This is a genomic window from Escherichia sp. MOD1-EC5433 (genome assembly GCF_002966005.1).
Taxonomy (GTDB): domain Bacteria; phylum Pseudomonadota; class Gammaproteobacteria; order Enterobacterales; family Enterobacteriaceae; genus Escherichia; species Escherichia ruysiae.
The window spans coordinates 232282-250526 of the sequence record NZ_PTRL01000005.1 but is presented as its reverse complement, the minus strand read 5'-3'; the positions used below and the strand labels follow the sequence as shown (position 1 = coordinate 250526).

The 18245-nt window shown below is 48.7% G+C and carries 20 protein-coding genes and 1 other annotated feature (1 of these 21 running past the window's edge); of the genes, 5 read left to right on the top strand and 15 right to left on the bottom strand.

The features are described from left to right. Positions 1–33: 33 nt before the first annotated feature. From lapB to pgpB, 3 genes are all read right to left on the bottom strand, one after another. Positions 34–1203, bottom strand: a complete 1170-nt coding sequence (gene lapB, locus C3D30_RS12935) for a lipopolysaccharide assembly protein LapB (protein WP_000891364.1) — start codon at positions 1201–1203, stop codon at positions 34–36. A gap of 6 nt (positions 1204–1209) precedes the next feature. Beyond that, on the bottom strand, positions 1210–1518 hold the full coding sequence (lapA, locus tag C3D30_RS12930) for a lipopolysaccharide assembly protein LapA (protein ID WP_000876294.1): 309 nt from the start codon (positions 1516–1518) through the stop codon (positions 1210–1212). Positions 1519–1666: 148 nt separating this feature from the next. Then, positions 1667–2431, bottom strand: coding sequence for a phosphatidylglycerophosphatase B (pgpB, locus tag C3D30_RS12925; RefSeq protein WP_105286955.1), 765 nt, complete (start codon positions 2429–2431; stop codon positions 1667–1669). Between the two features lie 169 nt (positions 2432–2600). Between pgpB and ribA the strand changes: the two genes are divergently transcribed. Then, positions 2601–3191: a GTP cyclohydrolase II gene (gene ribA, locus C3D30_RS12920; protein ID WP_001176292.1), complete on the top strand. Its 591-nt coding sequence runs from the start codon at positions 2601–2603 to the stop codon at positions 3189–3191. Between the two features lie 63 nt (positions 3192–3254). Here ribA and acnA read toward each other — a convergent pair whose 3' ends face one another. The 6 genes from acnA to topA form a co-directional block, all read right to left on the bottom strand. Continuing rightward, positions 3255–5930, bottom strand: a complete 2676-nt coding sequence (gene acnA / locus C3D30_RS12915; protein ID WP_000099544.1) for an aconitate hydratase AcnA — start codon at positions 5928–5930, stop codon at positions 3255–3257. A gap of 162 nt (positions 5931–6092) precedes the next feature. Further along, positions 6093–6188, bottom strand: coding sequence for a small membrane protein YmiC (ymiC, locus tag C3D30_RS20365; protein WP_016158389.1), 96 nt, complete (start codon positions 6186–6188; stop codon positions 6093–6095). 116 nt (positions 6189–6304) lie between these two features. Continuing rightward, the gene (locus C3D30_RS12905) at positions 6305–6475 is read right to left on the bottom strand and encodes a YciX family protein (RefSeq protein ID WP_000261430.1); all 171 of its coding nucleotides are present in this window, start codon (positions 6473–6475) and stop codon (positions 6305–6307) included. 3 nt (positions 6476–6478) lie between these two features. After that, positions 6479–6619, bottom strand: coding sequence for a YmiA family putative membrane protein (locus C3D30_RS12900; protein WP_001234284.1), 141 nt, complete (start codon positions 6617–6619; stop codon positions 6479–6481). 318 nt (positions 6620–6937) lie between these two features. Next, positions 6938–7912: an HTH-type transcriptional regulator CysB gene (gene cysB / locus C3D30_RS12895; RefSeq protein WP_000776255.1), complete on the bottom strand. Its 975-nt coding sequence runs from the start codon at positions 7910–7912 to the stop codon at positions 6938–6940. 209 nt (positions 7913–8121) lie between these two features. Beyond that, positions 8122–10719 carry a type I DNA topoisomerase gene (gene topA / locus C3D30_RS12885; RefSeq protein WP_010350249.1) on the bottom strand — a complete coding sequence of 866 codons (2598 nt, stop codon included), beginning with the start codon at positions 10717–10719 and terminating at the stop codon, positions 8122–8124. Positions 10720–11098: 379 nt separating this feature from the next. Between topA and C3D30_RS12875 the strand changes: the two genes are divergently transcribed. Next, entirely contained in the window at positions 11099–11350 is a 252-nt protein-coding gene (locus C3D30_RS12875; RefSeq protein ID WP_001031530.1) for a YciN family protein, read from the top strand. Between the two features lie 35 nt (positions 11351–11385). On the opposite strand, the gene sohB is transcribed toward C3D30_RS12875, so the two are convergent. Then, the gene (sohB, locus tag C3D30_RS12870) at positions 11386–12435 is read right to left on the bottom strand and encodes a protease SohB (protein WP_000422075.1); all 1050 of its coding nucleotides are present in this window, start codon (positions 12433–12435) and stop codon (positions 11386–11388) included. A gap of 218 nt (positions 12436–12653) precedes the next feature. Between sohB and C3D30_RS12865 the strand changes: the two genes are divergently transcribed. Continuing rightward, positions 12654–13412 (top strand): YciK family oxidoreductase, encoded by a 759-nt coding sequence (locus C3D30_RS12865; RefSeq protein ID WP_000559298.1) that lies wholly within the window; start codon positions 12654–12656, stop codon positions 13410–13412. Further along, the gene (cobO, locus tag C3D30_RS12860; protein ID WP_001278900.1) at positions 13409–13999 is read left to right on the top strand and encodes a cob(I)yrinic acid a,c-diamide adenosyltransferase; all 591 of its coding nucleotides are present in this window, start codon (positions 13409–13411) and stop codon (positions 13997–13999) included. Before C3D30_RS12865 ends, cobO begins: the two co-directional genes overlap by 4 nt. Before the next feature lie 52 nt (positions 14000–14051). Here the strand turns inward: cobO and C3D30_RS12855 are convergent, their stop codons facing one another. The 5 genes from C3D30_RS12855 to rnm all read right to left on the bottom strand — a co-directional run bounded on the left by C3D30_RS12855 (position 14052) and on the right by rnm (position 18016). Next, a complete protein-coding gene (locus C3D30_RS12855) occupies positions 14052–14360 on the bottom strand; it encodes a hypothetical protein (protein WP_105286954.1) in 309 nt (102 codons plus the stop codon). A gap of 10 nt (positions 14361–14370) precedes the next feature. Beyond that, complete coding sequence (locus tag C3D30_RS12850; RefSeq protein ID WP_105286953.1) at positions 14371–15372, bottom strand: hypothetical protein; 1002 nt, start codon at positions 15370–15372, stop codon at positions 14371–14373. Between the two features lie 169 nt (positions 15373–15541). Then, positions 15542–16417 (bottom strand): 23S rRNA pseudouridine(2605) synthase RluB, encoded by an 876-nt coding sequence (gene rluB, locus C3D30_RS12845; protein WP_001291217.1) that lies wholly within the window; start codon positions 16415–16417, stop codon positions 15542–15544. A 100-nt stretch (positions 16418–16517) separates the two neighbouring features. Further along, positions 16518–17138, bottom strand: a complete 621-nt coding sequence (locus C3D30_RS12840) for an L-threonylcarbamoyladenylate synthase (protein ID WP_001516499.1) — start codon at positions 17136–17138, stop codon at positions 16518–16520. Continuing rightward, positions 17135–18016 (bottom strand): RNase RNM, encoded by an 882-nt coding sequence (gene rnm / locus C3D30_RS12835; RefSeq protein ID WP_001285653.1) that lies wholly within the window; start codon positions 18014–18016, stop codon positions 17135–17137. Before rnm ends, C3D30_RS12840 begins: the two co-directional genes overlap by 4 nt. 137 nt (positions 18017–18153) lie before the next feature. Here rnm and trpL point away from each other — a divergent pair, with 137 nt between their 5' ends. Next, positions 18154–18198, top strand: coding sequence for a trp operon leader peptide (trpL, locus tag C3D30_RS12830; protein WP_001700591.1), 45 nt, complete (start codon positions 18154–18156; stop codon positions 18196–18198). Then, positions 18175–18245 (top strand) — a sequence feature (Trp leader region) (it continues 23 nt past the right edge of the window). It overlaps the preceding gene by 24 nt.

The following is an 18245-nucleotide window of genomic DNA, read 5'->3' as shown; positions in this document are numbered from 1 at the left end:
ATGTTGTAACTAAAGCTGGATTTTTTTTAAAAATTACAGGCCATCAAGGCCGCGAATAGGTTTAATGGTTGACCACGCCCGACATGACGGGCAATGCCAGTAGAGCGTATATGCAGTAAAACCACACTTCTGGCAACGATAACGCGGCTTACTACGCACCTTCTCACCTACCATGTCACGCAGCACCATCAGGCTCTCTTTAGCGCGCCCTTCTTCTGCTTCATTCAGGTGGTAATCCATTAACTTGTGGAACACGCGCATGGTCGGGTGACGTTGTAGCTGGCGCGTAATATAGACCTGTGCGGCATCACTGCCGTCGCGCGCTTCGATAATGTCTGCAAGCATCAATTCAGCATCGGCACCGGTATTCTCTTCCACCGCGCGTTGCAGGAACTCTGCCCATTCGGCAGTTTTACCCAGTTGCTGATAGCAGGTTTGCAGCATTTCCAGCGTTTCGCTGACCAGTTCTCTGTCCTGGGAAATGACGCGTTGCAGGCTTTCGACCGCTTTGGCGTATTCTCCTTTCGCCATAAACACACGTCCCATCATGATGGATACGCGGGCGCTGTTTTTGTCTGCCGCCGCCCCTTTTTTCAACAAGGTCATAGCGCGATCAAGATCGTCGCTGGCCATGTGCTGGAGCGCCAGTTCACAGTAGAAATGGGCGATCTCAACGCGTTGCTTATCTTTGCCCAGCTTCACCAGGCGTTCTGCAACATCAATTGCTTTCTGCCATTCACTGGTGGACTGATAGATTTGTAACAGCTGTTGCAATGCGCCAACACGGAAGTCCGTTTCATCGGTCAGTTGATTAAACATATCTTCCGCACGATCGTATAAACCCGCCGCCATGTAATCACGCCCCAGTTGCTGAATTGCCAGCAAGCGTTGCTCATAGGTCAACGAGGCACTTTCCATTAAGGTTTGATGAATACGAATCGCGCGATCGACTTCGCCACGCGAACGGAACAGGTTTCCGAGCGTAAGGTGGGCTTCAACGGTGCCGGTGTCCTCTTTGAGCATATCGAGGAACAGATCAACCGCTTTATCCTGTTGATTACTAAGCAGGAAGTTAACCCCTGCTACGTAATCACGTGACAGGCGGTTGGCTTCATCTTGCTTGTTTTGTTGCGCACTTCTGCGGCCCATATACCAGCCATAGGCAGCGGCTACAGGCAAGAGCAGAAACAACAACTCCAGCATAGAAAGTTATTCCTTCGCCACTGACGAATCAGGCGCTACCGCCACGCCAGTCGCAGGTGAAAGCTGGTTTTCCAGTCGCTTTATTTTACGTTCAGCGCGTACCAGAGAAACACGAACTCGCAGCCAGAAAAGGCCACAAATCAACCAACCAATAGCAAAACCCGCAGCAAACAATACAGCGAGCAATGTGGAGATACGATACTCCCCTTGCGCTAACAGATAATTAAACGTTACCTGTTGATCATTTTGCGCACCCAATGTGACGGAAATCACAAAAATCGCTAACACCAGTAAGAAAATGAGTAAATATTTCACATTACTTCCCGTTATGTGGTTAGAGCGAATAAATTATGGTCAATTTACCGCAATAGCCCTTTAAATTACCATTTTCACGACGTCTGCGAAATGGTAGCCACAATCATTGTTGATGATTTGAGGGTTAAATTCGGAAATTCAACCAGTATTAACTTTCTTGTTCTCGTTGCGCTATCTCACGATTTTCTTCCGGTGGTGGTGTTAATGGCCCACAAATACGTTGCGCAAGCCAGGTTGCTACCGCGACCAGCGCCCACGAAATCAACGTAGCCACCACCAGATCGCGCGGCCAATGCATCCCAAGCAGCAGGCGGCTTCCCATGACTCCCATTGCCCAAACCAGCAAGAGTGCAATGGTTACGGTTCGCCGACGCGGCCATAACAACCCAACGGCCAGCAGAGCCCAACTGGCAGCAAACATTGTGTGACCAGAAGGAAAGGCAAAACCGGTCTCTTTCTGCCAATGAGAACGCAAATATTGCGGAATATTTTTCTCTTCAGCCAACTGTTCTTTCACTAAATTTCCGCGCTCTGCACGCTTTAAAGTGTAGAACTCATCAACCGGAATATGATGTGTTTTTTCCAGCCAGATAACAAACGGGCGCGGCTCCTGAACTTTGTCTTTAATCCAGGATTTTACCGCTTGCCCGACAAGGATCGCCGCTGCCAGTATGGCAAACAACATAATTGCAGCTTTGATACGAAAGCGCAGACACCAGAGAAACCAACCGAATAAAATCAGATGCGTAATGACGCCCCAGGGCTGAGTGACGGTTTCAGTGACCCAAAAGGCCGCTTTTAACAACCCATTTTGCTCTCCTGGTTGCCAACGCCAGCCAGAAATCCATACCGCTACAGGCATGATAAGTAATAGTGCAGCTCCAACTGCGGTACGTCTGGCAATCGAACGCATGGTCTCTCCTTTCTTATAAGTCTCACAATCATAACTGAAAATGCCCTGACCTGGAAAAATTGACAGATTTGTGCCATTCAGTGAACGATCGACGCGTCGTGATTAGGTGAACGCCTTCACGTTATGGCAAAATAAGCCAATACAGAACCAGCATTATCTGGAGAATTTCATGCAGCTTAAACGTGTGGCAGAAGCCAAACTGCCAACCCCATGGGGCGATTTCCTGATGGTGGGATTTGAAGAACTGGCAACCGGACACGATCATGTCGCGCTAGTCTATGGCGATATTTCCGGGCATACCCCGGTACTTGCGCGCGTCCATTCCGAATGTCTGACCGGTGACGCCCTGTTCAGCTTGCGCTGCGATTGTGGCTTCCAGCTGGAAGCGGCGCTGACACAAATCGCCGAAGAAGGCCGTGGTATTTTGCTGTATCACCGCCAGGAAGGTCGTAACATTGGTCTGCTGAATAAAATTCGCGCTTACGCATTGCAGGATCAAGGCTACGACACCGTAGAGGCTAACCACCAGTTAGGCTTCGCTGCTGATGAGCGCGACTTCACTCTTTGCGCTGATATGTTCAAACTCCTTGGTGTCAATGCAGTCCGTTTGTTAACCAACAACCCGAAAAAAGTCGAAATTCTGACCGAAGCCGGGATTAATATTGTTGAACGCGTGCCGTTGATTGTTGGTCGTAACCCCAATAACGAACATTATCTCGATACCAAAGCCGAAAAAATGGGTCATCTGTTGAACAAATAACCCACTTGCGTTGTGAAGTTAATTTGCTTGCCGGTTATCTGACTTCCGGCAAGCAAATACTCGTTACTTCAACATATTACGGATGACATAATGCAAAATCCCGTCGTTCTGGTAATAGGTTAATTCCGTCGCAGTGTCGATACGACAACGGCACGGCATAACTTCCTGGCTACCATCAGCTCGCGTTAGCGTCACTGGAACCGTTGCGCCGGGTTGTAGATTTTGCAGATCGCTAATATCAATCTTCTCTTCCCCGGTCAGCCCTAATGTTTTACGCGTCACGCCTTGCGGAAATTCCAGCGGCAGAATGCCCATGCCAATTAAATTCGAGCGGTGAATACGTTCAAACGATTCGGCAATAACCACCCGGATACCAAGCAGACGCGGACCTTTTGCCGCCCAGTCACGGCTGGAGCCAGAACCATATTCTTTACCGGCAATCACCGCCAGCGGCGTTTGCTCCTGCTTATAGCGCATCGCTGCATCGTAAATAGAGACAACATCGCTGGCAGGTAAATGCCGCGTCATCCCCCCTTCAACGCCAGGCACCATTTCGTTACGAATGCGAATGTTGGCAAACGTGCCGCGCATCATCACTTCATGGTTACCACGCCGCGAACCGTAGGAGTTAAAGTCTTTCCGCTCAACACCCCGACCTTGTAGATATCGCCCCGCCGGACTGTCGGGCTTAATACTGCCCGCCGGAGAGATATGGTCAGTGGTGACCGAATCCCCCAGCATTGCGAGTATCCGCGCGCCGTGAATATCCTCCACTGGCGCAGGCATTGCCTGCATCTCATCAAAAAATGGCGATAACCGAATATAGGTCGAATCATCCTGCCATCCGTAGGTATCGGATCGCACAACGTTAATTTCTTTCCACTCAGCTGTCCCTTCGAAAACTTCTGCGTACTCTTTACGGAACATTTCTGTAGAGACTTGTGCTACCGCACGGGCAATTTCTTGTGCTGATGGCCAGATATCTTTCAGATATACCGGATCGCCTTTACGATCATGACCGATAGGCTCTGAAGCCAGATTGATATTCATATTGCCCGCCAGCGCATAGGCAACCACCAATGGCGGCGAAGCCAGCCAGTTAGTTTTAACCAGCGGATGGATACGGCCTTCAAAGTTACGGTTGCCGGACAGCACCGCACCGACGGTTAAATCGCCTTTTTTGATTGCCGTTTCGATAGGATCGGGCAGCGGCCCAGAGTTACCAATACAGGTGGTACAACCGTATCCCACAAGGTTAAACCCCAGTTCGTCGAGATACGGTGTCAGTTTCGCTTTTGCCAGATAATCAGAAACGACTTTTGAACCCGGTGCCAGCGACGCTTTGACCCACGGTTGCCGCTTGAGGCCCAGAGTTACGGCTTTTTTCGCCAGCAAGCCTGCGGCCATCAGTACACTTGGATTAGAGGTGTTGGTGCACGACGTTATCGCGGCAATGACCACTGCACCATCAGGCAACTGATACTGATGTCCGTTCATAACATAATCGACCGGTTGGCGATCTTTATGCGTGGCATTCACTTCCAGTTCGTTACTGGCGGCAAAAGCTTTTGGTACATCGGGCAGTGCAACGCGATCCTGTGGGCGTTTTGGTCCCGCCAGACTCGCTTCAACGTCATTCATGTCCAGTTCTAACGTACTGGTAAAAATCGGTTCATCGCCCGGGTTACGCCACATGCCCTGCGCTTTAGCATATTTTTCGACCAGTTCGACCTGATCTTCACTGCGCCCGCTTAAACGCATGTAATCGAGGGTGACCGCATCGATTGGGAAGAAGCCGCAGGTCGCGCCATATTCTGGCGACATATTGGCAATGGTAGCGCGATCTGCCAGCGGCAGCGAATCCAGCCCATCGCCGTAAAATTCGACGAATTTCCCCACTACGCCATGTTTACGCAGCATCTGGGTAACGGTGAGAACCAGGTCTGTGGCGGTGATACCTTCACGTAATTTTCCGCTGAGTTTAAAGCCCACTACATCCGGGATAAGCATGGAAACCGGCTGACCTAACATTGCGGCTTCCGCTTCGATCCCGCCAACGCCCCACCCCAGTACGCCAAGACCGTTGATCATAGTAGTGTGCGAGTCAGTACCGACGAGCGTATCCGGATAAGCAATCCATTCACCGTCCTGCAGTTCACTCCACACTGCTTTGCCGAGATATTCGAGGTTAACCTGATGGCAAATGCCTGTGCCTGGTGGCACGACGCTAAAACGACTGAACGCCTGCTGCCCCCATTTCAGGAATACATAACGTTCGTGGTTTCGCTCCATTTCCAGACGCACGTTTTCCTCGAATGCTTCATCATCGCCAAAACGATCGACGGTCACCGAATGGTCAATTACCAGGTCGACCGGTGAGAGCGGATTCACTTTCGCGGTATCGCCACCGAGACGTTTTACCGCTTCTCGCATCGCCGCAAGATCCACGACAGCGGGCACGCCGGTGAAGTCCTGCATCAGCACTCTTGCCGGACGGTAGGCAATTTCACGGTCAGCATGGGCATTTTTCAACCAGCCCGCCAGCGCGTGGATATCCTCTTCGGTAACCGAGTTACCATCCTGCCAGCGCAGCAGGTTTTCGAGCAGAACTTTGAGTGACTTAGGCAGACGGGTGATATCGCCCAGTGATTTGGCAGCAAGCGGCAGGCTGTAGTAGTGGTAAGTTTTATCTTTGGCCTGCAAAGTGTCCTTACTGGCTTCTCGTAGGGTTGACGACATAGCTCCTCCTTAATAACAGGGTTGCGATGCCCTGATTCTCTTCAGGGTGAATATTAAAGATAACACAAACACCGCGTAACGATTTGATAACAACCCGAATTGATAAAAGAGGGAAACCTTGCGGATAAGAAAAGAAAAACCTCGCCGTAGCGAGGTCAGAGATTAGTGAGCAACTATCCAGATGAGTTCAACCCAGAAGAGCATCGACAGAGAAAATGCGCCCATCCAGGACCAGTATTTCATATTTGTGGTGATCATAGGCTACACCCTTCACTTGTTATTACTTTCTGTTGAAATTATTCAACCTTTTATTGCTGTGGTGTATTAAAAACCGTTTAATTCACGAATATATCGGATAATAAGAATGATGATAATTATTGTTTCTGCTGATCATCTTCAGCAAACATCTCTATAAAAGCTTGCTGTTGCGACGTCAGTTTCCAGCCATCTGGAATAACGACTGAACATTCCCGTTTCGTTTCCGTTTCATTGTCACTATGCTGAGACAGTGGCAAAGCAACCTGATGCTGCTCCTGAACGACCATGCTTTACCCCCACACTTTCCAAATTAGCAGTGCGACAAGCACCCAGAAGAGCGCAGACCCAAGAAATACCGCAAGCCAGGCTTTGCGTTTCAATTCAGGGTCCCTGCGAGGTTCCTGATTTCCAGAAGGCATTGCTAACCTCATATAATCGCCATCACTTATCAGCAAGACGCTAAACGATTGGTATAATTAATCAATTGATGAGACAAATCCTAATGAAACTTTAGCCAAAAATCCAGCTAATTTACGAATCGTCTCCAGTGAATAATTCAATCTTTTGACCTGAAATAGATATTTGAAGACTGACATTTGCGAGGCAGGTAATTAGACACTACTTTATGTCCGATTTACCATAAAGATTTCAGGGATAATTATATTGTGAGCGGTGGACAAATAAAAAAGAACAGAGGATATATTCCGGCACCCTGAAAACATAAAAGGTGCCGGAAATAATGCAGGTAATTATTTTTCCGGCAATTTGATATCTTTAAACATGATCTCAATTTCTTCATTGGAACGCAGTGCTACGGCGGCATCAACGACATCGCGAGTTAAATGTGGCGCAAAACGCTGAATGAAATCATACATATAACTGCGCAAAAACGTACTGCGGCGAAAACCAATTTTGGTTGTGCTATGACTGAAAATGTCATGCGCATCAACACGAACCAGGTCGGGATCCGAAACCGGATCCACCGCCATGCTGGCAATCACCCCTACACCCAACCCTAATCGAACGTAAGTTTTAATCACGTCAGCATCGGTAGCAGTGAAAACAATACGCGGCGTCAACCCTGCGCGGTTAAAGGCGGTATCCAGCTCGGAGCGTCCGGTAAAACCGAAGGTATACGTCACCAACGGATACTGCGCCAGTTCTTCAATGGTAATTGCTTTTTTGCCCGCCAGCGGATGGTCTGGTGTCACCACAATAGCCCGATTCCAGTGATAGCATGGCAGCATCACCAAATCTTCATACAAATGAAGTGCTTCCGTGGCAATAGCGAAATCGGCATTACCTTTAGAGACAGCATCGGCGATTTGTGTTGGCGATCCCTGATGCATATGCAAAGAAACGCGAGGATAACGCTCAATGAAACCTTTGATGACATTCGGTAATGCATAGCGCGCCTGAGTATGCGTGGTGGCGATATACAGCGAGCCTTTATCTGGCCAGGTGTGTTCTCCGGCGACCGATTTAATAGCATCAACTTTCGACAGAACTTCACGAGCGATACGAATTATTTCCTGCCCGGCTGGAGTAACCTGCGTCAAATGCTTGCCGCTACGGGAAAAAATTTGAATACCCAGCTCATCTTCCAGCATTCTGACTTGCTTACTGATCCCAGGTTGTGATGTGTAAAGTCCTTCAGCCGTTGATGAGACGTTCAGGTTATGATTGACGACCTCAACAATATAGCGAAGTTGTTGTAATTTCATGTTAAACCATCCAATTAGACGCCATCAGAACATCGTTTTTTCGTCACACCTGACGGGTGACTAATACGATTTAATAATAAAAAAGGTGCTAACTATAACCACTATATCATTTATAGCTTTAGTGTATAGGTGTGGAGATAAAATAATATGCAATAAAAAAGGGTCGCTTTTGCGACCCTTTGTTTTAAAAAACCAGAAAGAATTAAAGGTTATTTTTTCCCTTCAACCCATTTGCCATCAACATAAAATGCTGACCAGCCAGTTGCCTTTCCGTCTTTTTCCGAAGAGACATATTGCTGCCTGGTTTTCCGGCTAAAGCGAACCATTGTCTTATTACCTTCTGGATCTTGCTGTGGCGCATCAGCCAGATAACGCAATTTTTCTGGTAAACGGTCGCGGAAGCGATAAAGCTCTTCCACCAGCGGCGCACGCGTTTCACGTGATTTCGGGAAAGTATTGGCAGCCAGGAACACACCGGCAGCGCCATCACGCAGCACGAAATAAGCATCCGATTTTTCGCACGGTAATTCTGGCAGCGGAACCGGATCTTCTTTCGGCGGCGCGACTTCACCGTTACGTAAAATCTTACGTGTGTTTTTACACTCTTCATTGGTGCAGGCCATGTATTTACCGAAACGCCCCATTTTCAGGTGCATTTCAGAACCACATTTTTCACACTCAACGATCGGGCCGTCATAACCTTTAATACGGAATTCGCCCTCTTCGATCTCATAACCGTCGCAGGTTGGATTATTACCACAAACATGCAACTTACGTTTCGGATCGATGAGATAGCTGTCCATCGCTGTACCGCATTTCGGGCAACGACGTTTGGCGCGCAGCGCGTTGGTTTCAGCGTCTTCGCCTTCCAGCACGTTAAGCACTTCGTTTTCCGGCACCAGGTTGATGGTGGTTTTGCAACGCTCTTTCGGCGACAGCGCATAACCGGAACAGCCCAGGAATACCCCGGTGCTGGCGGTGCGAATCCCCATTTTTCGACCACAGGTCGGGCAGTCAATGCTGGTCAGAACCATCTGGTTCGGGCGCATACCGCCCTCTTCCGGATCTTTTTCCGCTTTATCAAGCTGCTGAGTGAAATCAGAGAAGAAGTGATCCAGTACAGCTTTCCACTCTGCTTCGTGATTTGCCACCTGGTCGAGGCTGTTTTCCATCTGCGCGGTAAAGTCGTAATTCATTAACTCGCGGAAATTTTCTTCCAGGCGATCGGTAACGATCTCACCCATTTTTTCCGCATAGAAGCGACGGTTTTCCACACGCACATAGCCGCGATCCTGAATGGTCGAAATGATCGACGCATAAGTAGACGGACGACCGATCCCGCGTTTTTCCAGCTCTTTAACCAGAGAAGCTTCGCTAAAACGAGCTGGCGGCTTGGTAAAGTGCTGCGCAGGCGTCAGTTCAACAAGCGACAGGGAGTCACCTTTATCGACAGCCGGTAAAATACGATCTTCATCGCCTTTACGCAGAGCTGGCATAACTTTCGTCCAGCCGTCGAAACGCAGAATACGACCGCGCGCTTTCAGGCGGAAGTCACCCGCGCCAACGGTCAGCGTGGTGGAGTCATATTTCGCCGGGGTCATCTGACAGGCAACAAACTGACGCCAGATTAACTGGTACAGCTTCTGCGCATCTGCTTCCATATCTTTCAGCGATTCCGCCATCACATTGACGTCAGAAGGACGAATTGCTTCGTGCGCTTCCTGTGAGTTTTCTTTGCTGGCGTATTGGTTTGGACTTTCCGGCAGATATTTATTACCAAAATTATCGCTGATATAACCGCGAACCATGTTTACCGCGTCCTGACTCAGGTTAGTGGAGTCGGTACGCATGTAAGTGATATAGCCTGCTTCATACAGACGCTGCGCCATCATCATGGTTTTTTTCACGCCAAAACCAAGACGGGTGCTGGCAGCTTGTTGCAGCGTAGAGGTAATAAAAGGAGCGCCAGGTTTACTGGTTGTCGGTTTGTCTTCACGTTCCAGCACGCTGTAGCGCGCTTTTTCCAGCAGACTTACCGCAGCCAGAGTTTGTTCTTTGTTGACCGGGCGGAACGGTTTGTCGTTCTGATGAGTCACCTGCAAAGCCAACGCTTCGCCAGATGGCGTAGTCGTGCTGGCATCGACTTCCCAGAATTCTTCCGGCACGAAGGCTTTAATTTCACGCTCACGCTCAACCACCAGGCGAACCGCTACGGATTGCACACGCCCGGCGGAAAGACCGCGAGCGATCTTTTTCCACAGCAGCGGAGAAACCATATAACCCACGACGCGATCCATAAAGCGACGCGCCTGCTGGGCATTAACACGATCAATATTCAGTTCGCCGGGTTTGTTGAACGCCTGGCGGATCGCGTTTTTAGTAATTTCGTTAAACACCACTCGGCTATAACGCGCATCATCACCCCCAATCACTTCCCGCAGGTGCCATGCAATGGCTTCCCCTTCGCGGTCAAGGTCGGTTGCGAGATAGATGTGGTCGGCTTTTTCAGCCAGTTGTTTCAGTTCAGAGACGACCTTCTCTTTACCAGGCAACACTTCATAGTGCGCCTCCCAATTGTGCCACGGGTCAACCCCCATACGGTTGACGAGAGCGCCACGTTCATCCTTTTTAGGCTTTTTAGCCGTTTTGGTGGAGGTAGAGTCGGCACTCTTTTTAGCAGCTGAGCCACTGGTCGGCAAATCGCGGATGTGACCGACGCTGGATTTCACCACGTAGTCACTACCCAGATACTTGTTGATCGTTTTGGCTTTTGCCGGGGACTCAACGATGACAAGAGCTTTACCCATATTCACCTTACCTAATTTGATTCTTCCAGGAATGCGTCGCACATTGATAAACCTTCCACTGGCAACGAGTTACCGATATGGACTCGCTCTCTGCGGATATCAACCCCTTGTCGTGACTCTGTTCACGAAAATTCCGGTGACTGAGTTAACAGGTCTTGGCCTACAGGCGCTATAGCACGACGGAATTTTGGTCGAATGTCAAGCAAATCTATTGCCAGATTGACGAAAGCGTCACACTGTACCTGATAAAATCCGTTACGCAACTTTATTAGCATGCAAAATCCAAAGTTGCCAGTAAGGCGCTCCTGACGCCAGCGTGGTATATTTGTCTGTATGCCATGCCTGGCGTAGACTAATGTCCTTGTTTAAGGAGTAAATAATGAACAAAGAGACACAACCCATCGACCGCGAAACGCTGTTGAAAGAGGCCAACAAAATCATTCGTGAGCATGAGGACACGCTCGCAGGAATTGAAGCCACCGGCGTCACGCAGCGTAATGGCGTGCTGGTGTTCACCGGCGATTACTTTTTAGATGAGCAAGGACTGCCGACAGCGAAAAGCACTGCGGTGTTTAATATGTTCAAACACCTGGCACACGTGCTCTCGGAAAAATACCATCTGGTAGATTAAAGCAAAACGCGAGGTTTTACCCTCGCGTTTATCTTTTACATCAACGGCTTTTGCCCGCGTTGCCACCAGCGTAGCAACAATCGGTCGGCGCTCTCTGCCGCACTGCCGGTGAATCGGTCGATCAACCGTTTACGCTGCATATAACGTACATTGACCACTTCACGACCTTCCATCAGGCTAAGAATGACTTCATCACTGGTGTTGATTTCGTCAACCAGGCCTTTCTCTACCGCCTGTTGCCCATACCAGTGTTCACCGGTAGCCACCTCTTCAATATCCAGAGACGGACGCATACGTTTTACAAAATCTTTAAATAGCTGATGTGTTTCGTTCAGTTCTTCGCGGAATTTTTCGCGCCCCTCTTCGGTATTTTCACCCAGCAATGTCAGCGTGCGCTTATATTGCCCGGCGGTGTGCAGTTCAATATCAATATCTTTGCTTTTCAGGAAGCGGTTAAAGTTGGGCATTTGCGCCACCACACCGATGGAGCCTACAATGGCAAACGGCGCGGAAACAATTTTGTCAGCCACGCAGGCCATCATGTACCCGCCGCTGGCAGCTACTTTATCTACCGTAACGGTTAAAGGAATGTTTTTATCGCGCAGACGCCGCAACTGCGAAGCTGCCAGGCCATAACCATGAACCATGCCGCCGGGGCTTTCCAGACGCAAAACAACCTGATCCCGTGGCTTAAATGCCGCGAGTACTGCGGTTATCTCTTCGCGTAACGAGTTAACTTCATGCGCGTCCATACTGCCTTTGAAATCCAGTACCCAGACGCGGGGTTTACTGTCAGTCACCACCTCGCCCAGTTTGGCTTTCGCTTTCGCTGCTTTCGCTTCTTGCTTGTGCTTCTTCTTCTGCGCTTTGTGCCACTGCTTTTGCTGATGCGGATCCATCAACGCTGCTGCCAGTTCTTCTTTCATCTCCTTATATTGTTCGCTGAGATTGTTAACCCGTAACTCGCCACGCTGGCGTTTATTACGTTGAGCAACATTGACAATAATGGCGGCAACAGCCGCAATCGCCACAACAACAGTGACAATTTTCGCCAAAAACAAACCATATTCAGACAACAATTCCACGAGTCCCACCTTGGTTAAACAACGCTTTGCCTCACAGTTTACAACAGGCATCTTAAGCCGTCTCGCAGAGATATTCTTGACGAGAAAGTATGACAAAGTATTCATTTTGCGGCGTTATCGCCCCAGGCCGATTGAAATGCGCCTCTGTTTAAGGCATAACCCCTCAAAGTCATAAAGTACACTGGCAGCGCGACTGATGATGTCGTTGAGGAGTAGCCATGCATTACCAACCAAAACAAGATTTACTCAATGATCGTATTATCCTGGTAACCGGCGCCAGCGACGGCATTGGTCGTGAAGCCGCTCAGACTTATGCGCGTTATGGCGCGACAGTGATTTTACTGGGTCGTAATGAAGAAAAATTACGTCAGGTCGCCCAGCGTATGTTCGAAGAGACCGGACGTCATCCACAGTGGTTTATTCTCGATTTACTGACCTGCACATCCGAAGATTGCCATCAACTGGCACAGCGCATTGCCGTTAATTATCCGCGTCTGGACGGCGTTCTGCATAATGCCGGATTGCTTGGCGAAGTTTGCCCGATGAGCGAACAAAATCCACAGGTCTGGCAGGATGTCATGCAGGTCAACGTTAATGCCACCTTTATGCTGACCCAGGCACTGCTTCCTTTATTACTCAAATCGGACGCTGGTTCGCTGGTCTTTACCTCATCAAGCGTCGGCCGTCAGGGGCGAGCCAACTGGGGCGCATATGCGGTGTCGAAATTTGCCACCGAAGGGATGATGCAGGTACTTGCCGATGAATATCAGCAACGTCTGCGCGTTAACTGTATTAATCCAGGAGGTACGCGCACCGCAATGCGTGCCAGTGCCTTCCCGACGGAAGATCCGCAGAAACTCAAAACCCCCGCTGATATCATGCCACTTTACCTCTGGCTGATGGGCGATGATAGCCGCCGTAAAACCGGCATGACCTTTGACGCCCAACCGGGCCGTAAACCAGGAATTTCCCAATGAGTGATGAACGCTACCAACAGCGTCAGCAGCGAGTTAAAGAAAAAGTGGATGCCCGTGTGGCGCAGGCCCAGGATGAACGCGGCATTATTATCGTTTTTACTGGCAATGGAAAAGGCAAAACCACTGCGGCATTTGGTACGGCAACGCGCGCGGTAGGTCACGGAAAAAAAGTGGGCGTCGTGCAGTTTATTAAGGGCACCTGGCCTAACGGCGAACGAAATCTGCTGGAGCCGCACGGCGTCGAGTTTCAGGTGATGGCAACCGGCTTTACCTGGGATACACAAAACCGCGAGTCTGATACCGCCGCCTGCCGCGAAGTCTGGCAACATGCAAAACGAATGCTGGCTGATTCCTCGCTAGATATGGTTTTGCTCGATGAGCTGACGTATATGGTGGCGTATGACTATTTGCCACTGGAAGAAGTGATGCAGGCCTTAAATGATCGTCCACATCAGCAAACGGTGATTATCACGGGTCGTGGCTGTCATCGGGATATACTTGAGCTGGCAGATACCGTCAGTGAATTACGCCCCGTCAAACATGCGTTTGATGCAGGCGTTAAGGCGCAAATCGGGATTGATTATTAAGTGAAAGCACCTCAAAAGATCGTCTCTTGGGGTGCTTTAATCATAATTATATTCAAGCGGCAATAGCGAAATTCAGAATGCGTTTAATCTCACTCAAATGTCCCGGATATGCTTCATGATTCTCAGCGTCAACATCTTCAATAAATAATATCAGTTCAGTAATTAACGCATTCGCGTCTTCATAACTGATTGCGCTTAACTCTGGTGAGGTTTCAGTACCATAGTTAATCGTCAGGTTGTTCATAACCGAGAGGATAAGGATAAAATATTTATGGCAAACCCTGCATGTGGTTTTGTTGCCCAGGGTATTATACAGCATGTCGAGTAATGCCAGTATTCTACGATTTTGTACATCGTTCATAAAAATCCTCCTATAACATTATTCCGCTAGCAAGAAGTAGTTTTGCCAGCCCCTCAGACGCCTTTAATCCACTAATTACTTGTGCGCGTAATATTTCATTTAACCTTTTTTGTTCAGCCGCTGTGCGTGTTTTATTAGTGTATAAATTTTTCAGATAATCACCCTTATCTATAAAGGCATTTAAAGCCTCAATGGCGGGCATAGCTGGTGCCGATGCCTGTAGTCTGGTTTCATTCACATTGATTACTGAGCTTAGAAACTCTTTCCTGTTTTTCAGAGTATTAAACTCTGTACTCCTTGAATTTTTAGATGTGGCATTATAATAAACCATATTATTATGCACATTCGCAAAGGTGAATTTTTCAATTCTATTGCTTTTTGTATAAATATCATCACGCAAAACTTTCATATTATTTATAAGTCTTGCCCAGTTTTTATCTACCGTTTTACCTATTTTCCCAGAATTAACTTTTATTATATATAACTCATTGAAATAATTTACTAAATCTTTAACTGCTTCCGCAGATTGCTCTAAATCTTTCCCTGGCGAAACACCAAGTAATGCTTCCGCGTTGTTTGCGTGATCCAGAGCCTGTTTAAGTAATGCCACCTGCTGACTCTCAGTCGATGCCATATCTTCAGTCAGGAGTTCTACATAAGCACTCATGCTATTAATGACTTCCATTGAAGCAAGTAATTTCTTTTTTTCAAATGGAGCTAGTTGTACTTTTTCTGTCATTGGACCCGGCGGTTGGCATAAACTTTCGCCCTGTCGATTGTTCCCTACATCAATGGTATAATCAGGCCGCAATGCACACTCTGGATTAGTCGCATAAAAATTAACAAGAAAGTTTTCACGAGAAGCATAGTATTGTTTAAAGAAACTTGCATTCGCCGCAACCGCCTTGTTACCCGCAGAAATAACAGATTCAGCTTGTTCATTCTTTAATGCTTCGGTTGCACATCCTGAAAGCATTAACAGAGATAGAAATATTCCACTATATCTAATCATAACCCACCTCTTGACGTTGAGTTTATCTCAGATAATTAAATAGTAATGTGGCTATTTCCGGGTATTATTCATAAGCAAGTATGAAATTAAATTAAAATACTGCGACTATTTATCATGCTTCAAATGAAGAAAAGGCCCCGGAGGGCCTTTATTTTATACTTAACTTAAATTAACCGTTATTATTACGTCCACCAGAACGACGACCGCCACTCACCTGACTATGACGTTTCACCGCACGTCGAATTTGATTCGCCTTCATACGACGACGATCTTTTTCTACGGCAACTTTAGAACTGGTTTCTGGCGGTAGTTCCACCAGCTCACGCAAATAGTTAGTCTGGGCGAGATCCAGCTCCGTCCAGCCACCACGTGGCAGACCTTTCGGTAGAGGGATATCACCGTAACGCACACGAATCAGGCGGCTAACCTGCACGCCAACCGCTTCCCACAAACGACGAACTTCACGGTTACGGCCTTCGGTCAGAGTAACGTTGTACCACTGGTTGATCCCTTCGCCGCCGCTGAACTTGATGGTTTTAAAGGCTGCCGGACCATCTTCCAGCTGCACACCGCGACTCAAATCACGCAGTTTCGCGTCGTCAACCTGACCAAATACACGCACGGCATATTCACGTTCAACTTCACGGCTGGGGTGCATTAAACGGTTTGCCAGTTCACCGTCGGTGGTGAACAGCAACAGACCACAGGTATTAACGTCGAGACGACCTACGGCAATCCAGCGCGCACCACGCAGTTTTGGCAGACGATCAAACACTGTCGGACGCCCTTCCGGGTCGTTACGGGTACATAACTCACCTTCCGGCTTGTAATAGGCCAGAACGCGACAAATTTGCTCAGCGGACTCACGCACCGAAATAAGATGACCATCGATACGGATTTTCAGTCCAGGGGTAACTTCAACGCGATCGCCGAGTTTAGCAATTTTGCCATCAACACTCACACGACCGGCTTCAATAATAGATTCGATTTCACGGCGAGAACCGTGGCCGGCACGCGCCAGCACTTTCTGTAGCTTTTCGCTCATAGAGCTTCCTTTTGGTGTCGCCTTCACAGGCGTCGAACAGGAGAATGAATGGCACCATTCAGTGCCATTTTAAGGCCGCGTAGTATACAGAGTTACGCTCTTATAAGAAAGGCTTCACATCACCCACGCCTTCACGCACCACGACTGGCGTATCATCGGTGAGGTCGATGACCGTTGTTGGTTTCTGACCGAGATAGCCGCCATGAATAATTAAATCCACCTGTTTTTCCAGACGGTCTTTAATCTCTTCCGGATCGGATTCAGTAAATTCGCTACCCGGCAGCATTAACGAAGTGGAAAGCATCGGTTCACCCAGCACCTCAAGTAACGCCTGAGCGATGGGGTTAGACGGTACGCGCATCCCGATGGTTTTGCGTTTTTCCTGCAACAAACGGCGTGGCACCTCTTTCGTTCCCTTCAGGATGAAAGTGTAGTTACCTGGCGTGTTGTTTTTCATCAGGCGAAACGCGACGTTATCCACAAAGGAATAGGTCGAGAGTTCAGAAAGATCGCGACACATCAGGGTAAAGTTGTGACCGTCCGGCAGCTGGCGAATACGACAAATACGCTCCATGGCGTTTTTATCTTCAATTTTACAGCCGAGCGCATAGCCGGAATCGGTTGGATAAACAATCACCCCGCCTTTACGCACAATCTCTACCGCCTGGTTGATCAGACGTTGCTGCGGGTTATCAGGATGAATATAAAAAAACTGACTCATAATTCCCTCTCTGTGGTGTTCTGCGGCTGTTCCCATAGCTGCCAGACGCCTTCAACGCCTGCGGGCAGCCAGAGTTTACGACCCAGTTCAATCCACGGGCACGGCTGATGAAAATCAGATCCTTGTGATGCCCATAAATGGTGCTGGCGGGCAAGTGTCGCCAGTTGGGTGCGTTCATTGGGCGATTGCTGGCACTGCGCGACTTCCATCGCGTCGCCGTGGTGTTCGGCAAAATGCGCAACCAATCTTTTCAGCCATTTAGCACTAAGATTGTACCGCCCAGGATGAGCTAGCACCGCCTTACCGCCAGAATGATGAATGACATCAATAGCTTGTTCTATTGTACACCACTGCGGCGGAACGTATCCGGTTTTCCCACGCGCCAGATATTTTTTAAAGACATCCGCCATTGAACTGGCTTTGCCGCATTCGACCAGAAAACGAGCAAAATGACCGCGCGTCACTGCGCCCCCCTGCGCCAGTCTTTGCGCGCCTTCCAGAGCACCAGGTATTTGCGCTTTTTCCAGTCTTTCAGCGATTAACTGCGCCCGCTGATTGCGCCGTGCTGTTTGCTGCGCCAGGAACTCACACATTAGCGGATGAGTAATATCAATATTCAGCCCGACAATATGAATTTCATGATTTTCCCATACGGTAGAAATTTCCACGCCTGGAATAAGATTCAGCGCCAGTCCTGAACGTGAAATTTCTTCTCTTGCTGGTGCGATTGCTGCTGTGGTGTCATGGTCAGTGATCGCCAGCGTGCCGACGCGCATGTCTACAGCACGGTGTACCAGCGCCTCTGGCGTCAGGCAGCCATCGGAAGCCGTGGTATGGCTGTGCAGGTCATAAATGACTGCGTAATTTGTGTCGCTCAAGGCGCACTCCCGTTTTGGAAAATGTTTTTTGCGCCGACATCATAACGGTTCTGACAAATATTCTGAAATGAGCTGTTGACAATCAATCATCGAACTAGTTAACTAGTACGCAAGTTCACGTAAAAAGGGTATCGACAATGAAAGCGATTTTCGTACTGAAAGGTTGGTGGCGCACTTCCTGAAACGGGCAGTGTATTCACCATGCGTAAAGCAATCAGATACCCAGCCC

What these genes read in the sequence shown, in the direction of transcription:
- lapB (WP_000891364.1), bottom strand. Translation starts at nt 1,203, where the DNA reads ATGCTGGAGTTGTTGTTTCTGCTCTTGCCTGTAGCCGCTGCCTATGGC.
- pgpB (WP_105286955.1), bottom strand. Translation starts at nt 2,431, where the DNA reads ATGCGTTCGATTGCCAGACGTACCGCAGTTGGAGCTGCACTATTACTT.
- ribA (WP_001176292.1), top strand. Translation starts at nt 2,601, where the DNA reads ATGCAGCTTAAACGTGTGGCAGAAGCCAAACTGCCAACCCCATGGGGC.
- acnA (WP_000099544.1), bottom strand. Translation starts at nt 5,930, where the DNA reads ATGTCGTCAACCCTACGAGAAGCCAGTAAGGACACTTTGCAGGCCAAA.
- ymiC (WP_016158389.1), bottom strand. Translation starts at nt 6,188, where the DNA reads ATGATCACCACAAATATGAAATACTGGTCCTGGATGGGCGCATTTTCT.
- C3D30_RS12905 (WP_000261430.1), bottom strand. Translation starts at nt 6,475, where the DNA reads ATGGTCGTTCAGGAGCAGCATCAGGTTGCTTTGCCACTGTCTCAGCAT.
- C3D30_RS12900 (WP_001234284.1), bottom strand. Translation starts at nt 6,619, where the DNA reads ATGAGGTTAGCAATGCCTTCTGGAAATCAGGAACCTCGCAGGGACCCT.
- cysB (WP_000776255.1), bottom strand. Translation starts at nt 7,912, where the DNA reads ATGAAATTACAACAACTTCGCTATATTGTTGAGGTCGTCAATCATAAC.
- topA (WP_010350249.1), bottom strand. Translation starts at nt 10,719, where the DNA reads ATGGGTAAAGCTCTTGTCATCGTTGAGTCCCCGGCAAAAGCCAAAACG.
- C3D30_RS12875 (WP_001031530.1), top strand. Translation starts at nt 11,099, where the DNA reads ATGAACAAAGAGACACAACCCATCGACCGCGAAACGCTGTTGAAAGAG.
- C3D30_RS12865 (WP_000559298.1), top strand. Translation starts at nt 12,654, where the DNA reads ATGCATTACCAACCAAAACAAGATTTACTCAATGATCGTATTATCCTG.
- cobO (WP_001278900.1), top strand. Translation starts at nt 13,409, where the DNA reads ATGAGTGATGAACGCTACCAACAGCGTCAGCAGCGAGTTAAAGAAAAA.
- C3D30_RS12855 (WP_105286954.1), bottom strand. Translation starts at nt 14,360, where the DNA reads ATGAACGATGTACAAAATCGTAGAATACTGGCATTACTCGACATGCTG.
- C3D30_RS12850 (WP_105286953.1), bottom strand. Translation starts at nt 15,372, where the DNA reads ATGATTAGATATAGTGGAATATTTCTATCTCTGTTAATGCTTTCAGGA.
- rluB (WP_001291217.1), bottom strand. Translation starts at nt 16,417, where the DNA reads ATGAGCGAAAAGCTACAGAAAGTGCTGGCGCGTGCCGGCCACGGTTCT.
- C3D30_RS12840 (WP_001516499.1), bottom strand. Translation starts at nt 17,138, where the DNA reads ATGAGTCAGTTTTTTTATATTCATCCTGATAACCCGCAGCAACGTCTG.